The organism is Paramesorhizobium salinisoli, assembly GCF_003335045.1.
Lineage (GTDB): Bacteria > Pseudomonadota > Alphaproteobacteria > Rhizobiales > Rhizobiaceae > Paramesorhizobium > Paramesorhizobium salinisoli.
The window spans coordinates 1-11,193 of sequence record NZ_QOZG01000030.1; the positions used below are offsets into that span (position 1 = coordinate 1).

Consider the following 11,193-nt stretch of genomic DNA (forward strand, 5'->3'; position numbering starts at 1 on the left):
GCTTGATATTGGTACCCCAACCCTCACGTTCCAGGAGCACATGCACACGACGATAGCCGTAGCGCACCCGGGTTTCACAGATCTCGCGAATACGACGCTCCAGACCGGCCTGATCGGCACGGCGAGACAGTTAAAATAGGTTGCCTGGCTGATTCCCGCCTTCCGGCAGATCTCCGCAACCGGCATACCTTCATCACCCTGCTTCAGGATGAATGCCTTTTGAGCATCCGAAAACTGCGATGCCTTCATCGTTTTCCGTTCCTTTCCCAGCCAGGAAAAGCCACCGGAAAACTCTAACCTTAACTGGTCCAGTTTGAAGGGCGCAGATCACAAAACCGCTGGAATGCGGTGATCGGGGATTTTGTATTTCGCACTGGCTTCACGTAGCGCCGGCGCAGATGGCTCCAGCGATGGACGAGCGTCCATGGCCCCTCGGCGCGTGGGGATGCCGGTAAGCCGGCTTATAGCGATCATAGCCGTCATATTGCAGGGAACTGCAATTTGAAGCCGTGCAGGAACTGTTCGGCAAAGGCGCCGCTGCGCCCGGGCGCATATCTGAACAGCACGATCGGCGGACTGCCGCCGCCATGCCCCGGTTCCTCGGAGGCGATGGCCTAGAAGAAGCCTTTTCTTCGTTCATCGTCGCCCCGGGGTACATGCCTGATTATTGAAAATTTTTAGAGAGGACTATATATGGTCAACAAAGTGCTTTCTACTTCTGCAGTTCTGCTCACCATGTCCGCGTATGGCGCGCAGGCACAGGTCACCAACGGTAAGGTAGTTATGTATGACAGCACCTACGATACGCTCACCTTAGATGGCGGTCAGTCAGCCTGGGCGTAAGCCAGCCGTTCGCTTGGGTGAACGGGTTGTGGTTACCTCCGTCGATAACCACAACGGGATACATTATGTCGATTATATCGGACCGGCCACCGCAGATTGAAATAGCAGATTATGGTCACGCCTGATTGGCGACGATTTTAGCCACCCATCATTCGACGGTGATCGCCATCAGCGATGGATAACTATCGCCTTCGGGAAAAACGCCGATCCGGCCCACTGTAAAACGCTGGATCGGTATCTCCCATCCGCAGCCCGTTCACACCAGGAAACGCAGCGTTTCGCCACTTCTCGCAGGTCGGTTCAGAAATAGCTCGTACAGACTAGAACTACCCGCGCACAGGTTTCATAGGTCCGAGCACCCCCCGCGTACGCACCATTTTAAGGGCCGTGTTGCGCACGTCTTTGACACGCCGCGCCCAGCCTCTGCCGAAAGAGGACCAGATTCCGAGGCTGCGCAGGAACGTTAGCCGCTGATCGCATAGGGAATTGATCACCTGAACCGCGTTTGTTTGGTGGGCTGCCTTAATCGTCTGTGGACCGATTTGACCGTCCTTGGCTACCCCCAGAATCCCCTGCAGAAACTTGGCCGCCCGCTCAGGTCCGGAATTCACCGCGAAATCGAACACCGCATAATCAACGCCGCTCGGCAGTTCATCGCCGCGTATTTTTTCCCAATATTGCTGGCGGTAAATCCACGCGACTTGGGCGGCGGTGATTTGCTTCAGATCCTTCACGGTAGCACCAGGGTTGAGGTAACGGCGGAAGGTGGCAAGTGTGTCACCCTCATTGGTCGCGCCACCCGGATCGACCAAATCATCGACGAAACCGCCTTCATGCTTCAGGACGAGCGCCAGCGACCGTGCGAAATTGCCCTCCATGCGGCTTGCCCCTTCGTCCTGTAGAGGATGTCCGGTAACTTCTTCCATCGGCCCCATGGATGGCCCAGATGTTGATTTTTCCGATGGCGCGGCATACGCCATCGAGAATGGAACGGCCAGCATCAAAAACATGCTGGCAGAAAGAGCAAACCGTTTCAGTTCGCGCCAATCTCCTGTCATGGCGTATTTCCGGTCACCCGGCTTCGGGCAATTTGGAATGCACCAATGAGGGCGGCTTGCCACTAGTCCTTCATGGCCCATGGAACAGCTTTTCGTGGATCCGGCTCTGCCGCGCCTGCAAACCACCCGTGCCTTTCCGTAAAATAAGTGCACCGCGAGCACAAGGACTTGATCCACTGCAATTACATTCCTGAATGGATTGGTGAGCGTCATGCAAAGTCCTCCCACAAGACGACATGCAATGAATGGCGATAGCCGCCAGACATCGTCAGCATCACAGACGCTACGGAGATATGAAATGAAGATATACTGGAAATGAAATCTATCGCGACGCACAGTTATCCATATCCAAATACTCTGATGGATAGCATTTGTAAAACAACAGATAGCCCCACCAAAAGCGCTTCGGAACATTCGCGGGGGATCGATAAAATAGGGGGGATGGCGCCCCTTTCCATTTGCCGAGGACCAGGCATTTTATGAGGACCAGGCATTTTATGCCCGAAAATTACATGAGGAGATGTCATGGATCGGGCACGTATAGGGGAAATTCCATCCCGGCAAAGAAAAGTGCTGTCGAGGCGGCCTGCAGCCATGCCGCGAGCATCTGAGTGCAACCTGTTCAAGGTGCTGATCTTTGCCGTGCTGTTTTCGACGCCGGCTTATGGGGAAAAGAGCGAGGAAACAGCCATCTTCATGCCCGGTGCCGCCGATGATCGGGCGCGTTTTCGCACGTCGGAATTCTTTGGCAGTTGGGGGCTCGATTGGCACGGCTTTGATGCGGCCTACGCACAAGGCGCGACTGGTCAAGGCGTTATCCTCGGGCAACTGGACTCGCCGCTGTGGGTGGACCACCCCGAGTTCGCGGGGATTTCCTTTGGGCCCCTTGGACTCTTTCCGCCCGCTGTCCGGCCGATAGTCGATTGGAGCGGTCAACTTCAAAATCACGGGCAGCACGTAGCCGGCATCATGATCGGGCGCAAGGACGGGGCCGTCATGCATGGCGGTGCCTTCGGCGTCACGCGCTTCCTGGCGGGCTATTACAATGATGACGGTGCCGCGAATTGGAACGCCAGGTTGACTGGCACGACCCTGAGCCAATCCATCCTCGAAACAAAAGTCGATTTCGTCAACCATAGCTATGGATATGATTTCGATGAGTACGCGTTTCCGGTCCCGCAGGATAACGGCAGTATTGGATATAGAGGACCGAATATCCATGATTTGGCGCGATACGCAACGGACACCCATGTCATCGAGACGTCAATCCACGGTGTCGTAAACATCACTGCCGCAGGGAATGATCGGTTTTATTCGATGGATTCCTTCAACAGATATGGCGTGAGGCCGCGGCTGTTTCGAGGTATCTCCGTTGGCGAGGGAAACTCCCTCGCTCCGTTTCTCGACAGCGGCAACGAAGGCATGGGTGACGACGTGTGGCGGCGCCTTGAGAAGGGGACAGTCGCCGTCGTCAACATCAACCAGACGGGGGAGATCGATTATACCTCGAACATCTGTGGTATCTCGAAATATTATTGTCTGAGCGCGGCGGGCACTGAGGTTCTGAGCACTGTGCCTGTCTCCATCGCGCCTGAAGGGGCGCCGGCGGAAGAGATCGTCAGTCCATTCAATCTGCGACCGGATTATCAAACGATGACCGGGACCTCGATGGCGGCTCCACTGGTCACCGCCGGGCACGCCATAGTCAAGTCCCGGTTTCCATACCTTGAAAACTGGCAGGTGCGCGACATCCTCCTGACTACCGCGCGGGACAAGGGCGCTCCAGGCATTGACCGCGTTTACGGTTGGGGAGATATGGATATTGAGGCGGCGATGGATGGTCCCCGGATGATCTTCGGCCTGCGCCGCGACTATTTCGAGAAACTCGAGGAATTCGAAGCGGACGCTGCCGTCAGGTACGACCTCATCGTTGCCCGTGCCGACGTTTTCGCGGGCGCGGCTCACCATCTGCTGGCCGAGTACATCGAGAACGAACAGCGGGCGCGAGCCGCGGAACAGGCGGGTTACCCCGAGGTGGCGGCAGACCTGCGCGCTCTCAATTCGGTGCTCATGCCGCAGGCAGAAGAGGCGGCCAGACGCGCGTTCGAGATCGAACTCACGCGCGACCAGCCCAACGATCCGCGTGACACCCCAGCTGCCGCCTTCGAGCGCACCGACTATGTCGTCAATATTCCGGGTCGGATCACCGAGACCTGTCCTTCGGAGCGCTGCGTGGCCGATGTCTGGCAGAACGATATCAACGGCCCGAGCACCTTCGTCAAAACAGGAGGGGGCCTTCTCGCCTTCGCCGGCACCAACACCTATGAAGGGGGCACCCGCATTGAGGAAGGCGTGATGCAGCTCGGCATCGGTGGTGAGACCGGCAGCATCACCGGCGACATCCGCAATGATGCTATTCTGTCATATGCCCGCTCCAGCGAATGGGCCTACGATGGCGTCATCTCCGGTTCTGGCGTACTCGATGTCCATATGGGTATCATGCGTCTGACTGGCCGCAGTACCTATAGCGGCGACAGCACGATCTATGGAGGCGAATTTGCTGTCGATGGGTCGATTGTCTCTCGGGCGGTGGTTCTCCCCGGTAGTGTCCTGAGCGGCATGGGAAGTGTCGGCGGCATCGTTGCTCGTCCAGCCGGCATAGTCGCGCCGGCCGGCGCGGCGATCGGCTCATTGACGGTCACCGCGGCCGACGGCGGCTTGGGCAGCGTGGAACTCGAGCCAGGCTCGATACTCGCGATCGGGATCGAAGGCGACATTTCCGACCGTCTGGAGGTCCAGAAGACGGCAAGCATCGGCGATAGCTTTCTTATGCTCAGCAAGCTAGGAGCCCAGATGGAGCTCCGGACTCCGCTCACCGTGAAGGATTTGCGTGCACTCAAGGGCAACCGCTATACGGTCCTCACGGCCGGAGAAGGAGTGTTCGGACGATTCGACGAGCGCGGCCTGCCGAGCCTTATCTTCCTCGGCGCCGCTGTTGATTATTCACCCACAACTGCAACCGTGTCGGTGGATCAGACGAAGCACTTCGCCGATGTAGGCGCGAGCGCCAACCAGAAGGCCGCTGCCGGGGCGATCGAAGCCCTGGGGGAAGGCGATCCTCTCTATGAGACTGTGCTCGTGTCCCAGAACCCGGAGACGGCCAGATGGTCGTTCAATGCCACGTCCGGCGAGGTGCATGCCTCTGTGAAGGGATCTCTCGTCACAGATGCCGTCGCCGTGCAGCGCGTGACGGCGAACCGGATCCGCGCCGCCTTCGCCAATGTAGGCGCAGCCTCGATGTCTGTCATGGCCTATGGGCCGGACGGGACGCTCCCGGCGCCGGGCGATACGCTGCGTCCTGCGGTCTGGAGCCAGGCCTACGGCGCCTGGGGCTCACGTGAAGGCGATGGCAATGCGGCCGGAGTGTCGCGCACAACGGGCGGTATCCTGATGGGCGCTGATGCGCTGGCGGGCGACTGGCGTATTGGCCTGGCAGGCGGCTACTCGCGCTCGAAAACCGAGATCGATGCGCGCTCCTCCTCGGCCGAGGTCGACGCCTATACCGTTGCGGTCTATGGCGGCCGGCAGATCGGGCCGCTCGGCCTGCGCTTCGGTGCGGCGCACGCCTGGCATGCAATCGATACGAGCCGCTCGATCGTCTTTGCCGATATCCATGAAACCGCCAAGGCTTCCTATGATGCACGGACGATGCAGGTGTTTGGCGAAATGGGCTATGCGGTTGGATTCGGCGCCGCACGTTTCGAGCCGTTCGTCAACTTAGCTCATGTTAAGCTTTCCGTGGACGGCTACCGCGAGAAGGCGCAGTCTGCCGGACTGACCGGAGCTGCGAGCCGTGACGGAGTGACCTTCACCAGCTTGGGGCTACGCGCCGATACAGATCTCCCCCTCGGCGAACGAACGATGCGGGTCTATGGCACGCTCGGCTGGCGGCACGCCTTCGGCGAGGTGACGCCCACGGCGACGCATGCGTTCGGCGGAGGCCAGCCCTTTACGGTCTCGGGCGCGCCACTTGCCCGCGATGCTGCCCTCGTTGAAGCCGGTCTCGATTTTTCGCTGGCAAGGAACGCTTCCTTCGCCGTCTCCTATCAGGGTCAGATCGCCTCCTCGACTCGCGAGCATGGTTTCGCCGCAAAGCTTAATCTTGCCTTCTGATTGAAAGGGACCGACCAGATCGCGGGCCCAACTTCATCTGGTCGTGGACGAAACCCCATTCGATCCGATGTCAACGATAAGCCGACTCACGCTCCGCGAGCAGCATGGGCGAAGGATGGGACATAATGCCGATATAGCGGGAGACCGCAACCACCGCGGTGTTCGCGCTGGCGAAGGCCTGCTGCGTCAGGAGATCTGATCGGAAAGCGACGCATACGCAATGCCTCGGACGGAACTTACCAAATGATGGGGTATCTTCCGAGGTGAACGTATAAATTCAGAACAGCAGTATGATTAACAGGTCGATGAAAGGAAAGAACGGCATGCGCCTCAAGATCCCCAGCGTTGGCGAGCCTGTGCTCCGGCAGGTTGGACAAGTGCTTACCGTCAGTGAAATAAAGTCTTCATCCATTCAGCAATTGATCGAGAATATGCGTGAGACTGTTCAGGATGCTCCCGGTGTCGGTCTCGCTGCACCGCAGGTCGGTTTGTCGCTGCAACTGGCAGTCATTGAAGACCGGCCTGAATATCATCGGGGGCTGTCGCAAGAGGAGCTGGCGTTGCGCGAGCGGTATCCTGTGCCGTTTCACGTCGTCATCAATCCGAGAATTCAGCTGCTGTCCGAGCCGGATGTAACCTTCTTCGAGGGGTGCTTGAGCATTCCTGGATTTACCGCTCTGGTGCCGCGGGCCCGGCATGTATTGGTGGAATGTCTTGATCACAATGGAGAGCCCCTGCGTATCGAAGCACAGGGCTGGTACGCGCGTATCCTTCAGCATGAGATCGATCATCTTTATGGTCGGCTCTATATAGATCGCATGTTGAGCCGAAGCTTCATGTCGCTGGAAAACTATACCCGCTATTGGAAGGACAAGCCGGTTCGGGAGATCGAAGCATCCGTTAAATCTTCTACTGAATAGCCGCTTGGCGCAGCCACGGGTTCAGGACATGCCGAGGTTCTCGGCTACGCACAAAGAGTTCGATGTGTAATGTCCGCTGGCGGCTCTTTTTCCATCGCGTTCGATGGGGTGAATGCTGCCAGCGTCAAATCCCTCTAGCCTGTCGGCGAAATAGGGGGGATGGCATCCCTATTTTTTTCCTACAAAGCAGAACAGATTGTTTATGGCCTCGTGGAAAGATCTGCGAGGAGCGTTTTCCTTGTGTGTATTGGAAGTAGTACATGAAACGATTGCATCTCATCAGTGCTCTTTCTGCCTGGCTCATCCTCTCTGGCTGTGTCTCCTTTGACGAAATCGTCAAAGAACAGATGAAGACAGACGAGCAACGAGATCAGGAACGGTGCTCCAGCTATGGCTTTCGCATCGGCACGGGAGGATTTGGTAATTGCATGCTGAACCTCTCGGCCCAGCGTGAAGCAGAAGCAGCCAATCGTCGTCTCGCGGAGGCAATGAGCGACATTCATTGGGGACCGGATGACAAGGAGCGCAGCTTCATGCGTTCGGGTGATTCCCGTTTCCCAGTCTGTAGTGCCACGAGCGAGGATGCCGACCTCGATGTCTCCTCAGGCCGATGGTACGGCAAAGCCTGCCGGGCACAATAAATGCTGCGATTGCGTTTCATATGGAGGAAAATCCCCATGATTGCACTTCCGCCACTTTTCAATTGCAAACCGTCCCACATCGCCGGTCGGGCTGGACTTTTCATGCTGGTCGCTGCAGTCGTACCTTTCTGGCACAGCGCCGCCGCCGGAATTGATACAACGGTCCGCATTGCCACAATCAATTCAATATGTAACCTTTTACAGGCCCACTTTCTCGATCCCTCCATGCGGGGTCTCGACTGGAACGCCGAGTGCATTTCCGCCAAAGCCGCAGTGCAAACGATCGGAGACAACGAACAACGGTTTCAGGAGATCGCTACCAGCCTGCCAGCCAAGCTGAAAACATCCCACACTGCATATTACCCGCCGGACGATGCGATGCTTGCCATTCTCTACTCGGTTTATGGCGAACTTGATTATCTGAAGGCAACAACAGATGTCCGTGGCGGCGCTCCCGAGCTGCGCGGATCGGGGATTTTCGCGGTCAGGATCGGTGATCGCGACTTCATCGACCAGATCCTTGACGACAGCCCGGCCCAAAAAGCCGGGCTCCGGGAGGGCGACGAGATTGTCGCGGCTGGTTCAGCCGTTTTTTCGGCCTATTGGCCCGGTTTGAAGAGTGCACCCATTCGCCAAGAAACGACCGTGCAGTTCCGCCGCCGACCCGATGGCCCAGTCGAGGGTAAGACATTGCCCCTAATCAGCGGCGATGCACTGTCCGTTCTCGCCGAGGCGACGACCGCCAGTGCCCGGCTCATCGAGCGCCATGGCGCCAAGATTGGCTATCTGCGCGGATGGACGATGCTTACCCGCGAAGCAGCAGGCGGCCCCGCCCAGGCCATGCAGGCAGCTATATACGGCAAGTTTGCTGACGCTGACGCGGTCATCCTCGACGCACGCGGAAAAATCGGTGGCGGTGGCATGGATATCCTTGATGTCTATTTCGGACCACGCACGTCACTCTCCTGGAAAGGCCGCGGAGACGATCGGTGGATTGACCAGAAGAGCATGCGGCCGAACGTACCGTTGGTCATCATCGTGGACGGCCACACGCGGAGCGCCGCCGAAGTCATGGCACATGTTGCTAAGCACCAGAGACGGGCGCTGCTGGTGGGCTCGCGCACTGCAGGCGCAGCTTCCGGGGGTTCATTGTTTCCGCTGCCAGACGGAGGCGGTCTCTACATCGCGGTTGCCGCATTGCGCTCCTATGGAGAAGTGTTGGAAGGAAAGGGTGTCGAGCCGGATATACTGGTTGAGCGATCCCTCCCATATGCCGATGGCGCAGACCCTCAGTTGGAACGCGCAATTGAGGAGGCAACCAGGCTTGCCCGTCGCAATTAAAGGCAGGTCTCAACTCGGTGGCTATCACCTCCATAGACACGGTGGGCTGGTGATGGAGCCCCCTATCGGATGCGGGGGCTCCCGCTGTTCGGACCGACGGGTGAATATCCGGAGCCGGTTGGTCACGCCCAACGCGCTCGATCATCCGGCGGAGCATTTCATAGAATTGACGAAGAGTGGACGGCTCGCGCGCTGTATCATGGCTTAAAATGAGCAACAATCACAGGAAGCATTGAAAATGCCTTGTCTCCGCCCGCCATTCCGGTCTTTTTATTGCCTTTTCCCGCTGCTAGAGCCGCTTGCAGCAGGCTAGAACGTGTCCGACGGGGAAGCCTCATGTTCCAAGATTGGCAAAAGATCGCCGCTCCGCTCGGCATGATCCTGAGAAACTACTGGTCCCGCTCTTCGGGCACGCTCACTCTCGTTGTTGCGATCATCGTATGCTCGCGGATATCAACTGTTTCAGCGCCTTACGTCTTTGCACGGATTCTCGACGAGCTAGCGCCCGGATTGTCCGGGGCAGGGCTCGTCGCCGGTTTCGTGCTTTATGCTTTCCTCATGGGACTCGCGCTCACGCTCCAGCACATGGCGCAGTATCTGAGTACCATGACCGCCGGACAGCTCAATTACATCGCTGAAACAAGCTTTTTCGATCGTCTAACCTGCAAGTCGCCCCGATTCTTTGCCGAGCATAATTCAGCTGAGATTCAGAACGCTCTAACACGGGGGGCGGGAGCGATCGACACAATCGCTCAGATCGCGCTGCATAGTTTCATCCCCTGCACCGTTCAATTACTCCTGACTCTCGCCGTGCTCGGCGCCACGACCGACGTGGCCGCAGCTGTGATCGTCTTCCTTTATGGAGCGGTTTTCATTGCGCTAACCTTTGTCTCCAACAAGACGGTGCGGCCGCATCTTGAGAGGATCGTCGAGGCGGGCCAGGAGAACGCTCGCTTCGTCGGTAATGCGATCAGCACCATGGAAACGTTGCGATGTTTCGGCAGTGCAGGATGGATGAGCGAGCGCTTTTCCCGCAGCGCTCGCGAGATTTTCGAGAACTGGCGTAGCTTTTGCCTCAAGCGCTTAGTCTACGCCTGCCTCTACGGCCTTTCGCTTGCGGTTCAGTTTGCGATCACTTTCGCTTTGCTCATGCCTCGCTATCACGCCGGCCTTATCACAGTTGGCGATCTCGTGCTCTTCAACGCGCTCCTCTTGCAGCTCAACAGTCCCTTCGAAATGGCAGGCCGTGCCATCAACGAGCTCGCTCGCTCGCGAGCCAGCCTGGTGCCGCTCGCCACGATTTGGGCAGCGCCGGAGGAAGTGGGTGTCCGGAATCCAGTCGACTTCGTTCCAACGGATGGTCGGTTAAAATTTGGGGATGTCAGCTTCTCCTACCAGGATGGGCGCGGCATCGAAGGTGTGAGCTTTGTCGCAGAACGCGGGCGGATTACCTTTATCACCGGCGAGACCGGGGCGGGCAAGTCCACGATCTTCAAGCTCGTGCTGAAGTCGTTGGAGCCGACCGCAGGCGAGATCATGGTCGACGGCGTGGACCTCGCTCGCATTGACCGGGCTGACTGGTACGCCGTGATCGGCGTCGTGCCCCAGGAGATCATGCTGCTTAACGACACACTGAAGGTGAACATCGCGCTGGGGCGCCCACTCGACGAGGAGCGTTTGCGTGCTGCCGTGGCTAAGGCAGCCATTCTTGAACGTATAGAGGCTATGCCCCAAGGCTTCGACACTGTCGTTGGCGAGCGCGGGCTGAAGCTCTCCGGTGGTGAGCGCCAGCGTATCGCCATCGCGAGGGCGCTCTACGCTGCCCCGAAATTTCTATTCCTCGACGAGGCGAGCTCCGCGCTCGATGAGGCGACCGAGCGCGAGATCATGAATCATATTCGCCGCATTGCCGGCGAGGTCACGGTCCTTGCCATCACTCACCGGAAGGGCACCATCCAAGGCGATGATCGTGTGATCGTTTTAGCGGATGGGCGGCAGATCACCGCCGCATAGGCTTCTGAGCATCTGCGGACGCACCGTTTTCGCACATGCCCTTCACCACCCCGCTTTCGACCGACGAAAACTGAACCTGAACTGATGGGGTGGATGCCCCCTCCGGCGGGCATCGGCGTATGATGCCAGCCCAGCGCCATGGTGGCGCTCAAGGAGGAAAGGCAGATGACAGCGGTGCATATCCTTGCGATCGACCTCGCAAAG

General features: G+C 58.2%; 7 protein-coding genes and 1 pseudogene. 6 read left to right on the forward strand and 2 right to left on the reverse strand.

All coding sequences use genetic code 11. From position 1 onward, the window contains the following. Nucleotides 1-249 (reverse strand): annotated as a pseudogene (locus tag DUT91_RS23600) (transposase); the annotation flags it as partial. 444 nt (nucleotides 250-693) lie between these two features. Between DUT91_RS23600 and DUT91_RS25895 the strand changes: the two are divergent. Beyond that, the gene (locus DUT91_RS25895) at nucleotides 694-843 is read left to right on the forward strand and encodes a hypothetical protein (protein WP_160113704.1); all 150 of its coding nucleotides are present in this window, start codon (nucleotides 694-696) and stop codon (nucleotides 841-843) included. A 326-nt stretch (nucleotides 844-1,169) separates the two neighbouring features. Here DUT91_RS25895 and DUT91_RS23605 read toward each other — a convergent pair whose 3' ends face one another. Then, nucleotides 1,170-1,901: a glycoside hydrolase family 108 protein gene (locus DUT91_RS23605; protein WP_245419961.1), complete on the reverse strand. Its 732-nt coding sequence runs from the start codon at nucleotides 1,899-1,901 to the stop codon at nucleotides 1,170-1,172. Nucleotides 1,902-2,495: 594 nt separating this feature from the next. Between DUT91_RS23605 and DUT91_RS23610 the strand changes: the two genes are divergently transcribed. The 5 genes from DUT91_RS23610 (at nucleotide 2,496) to DUT91_RS23630 (ending at nucleotide 10,989) form a co-directional block, all read left to right on the forward strand. Continuing rightward, nucleotides 2,496-6,074: an autotransporter domain-containing protein gene (locus DUT91_RS23610; protein WP_160113705.1), complete on the forward strand. Its 3,579-nt coding sequence runs from the start codon at nucleotides 2,496-2,498 to the stop codon at nucleotides 6,072-6,074. A 323-nt stretch (nucleotides 6,075-6,397) separates the two neighbouring features. Beyond that, nucleotides 6,398-6,994 (forward strand): peptide deformylase, encoded by a 597-nt coding sequence (gene def / locus DUT91_RS23615; protein ID WP_200835078.1) that lies wholly within the window; start codon nucleotides 6,398-6,400, stop codon nucleotides 6,992-6,994. A 260-nt stretch (nucleotides 6,995-7,254) separates the two neighbouring features. After that, nucleotides 7,255-7,635 carry a hypothetical protein gene (locus DUT91_RS23620; protein ID WP_114442862.1) on the forward strand — a complete coding sequence of 127 codons (381 nt, stop codon included), beginning with the start codon at nucleotides 7,255-7,257 and terminating at the stop codon, nucleotides 7,633-7,635. A 36-nt stretch (nucleotides 7,636-7,671) separates the two neighbouring features. Further along, nucleotides 7,672-8,976: a S41 family peptidase gene (locus DUT91_RS23625; protein ID WP_160113706.1), complete on the forward strand. Its 1,305-nt coding sequence runs from the start codon at nucleotides 7,672-7,674 to the stop codon at nucleotides 8,974-8,976. Between the two features lie 336 nt (nucleotides 8,977-9,312). Continuing rightward, nucleotides 9,313-10,989: an ABC transporter ATP-binding protein gene (locus DUT91_RS23630; RefSeq protein WP_114442864.1), complete on the forward strand. Its 1,677-nt coding sequence runs from the start codon at nucleotides 9,313-9,315 to the stop codon at nucleotides 10,987-10,989. Nucleotides 10,990-11,193: the final 204 nt, after the last annotated feature.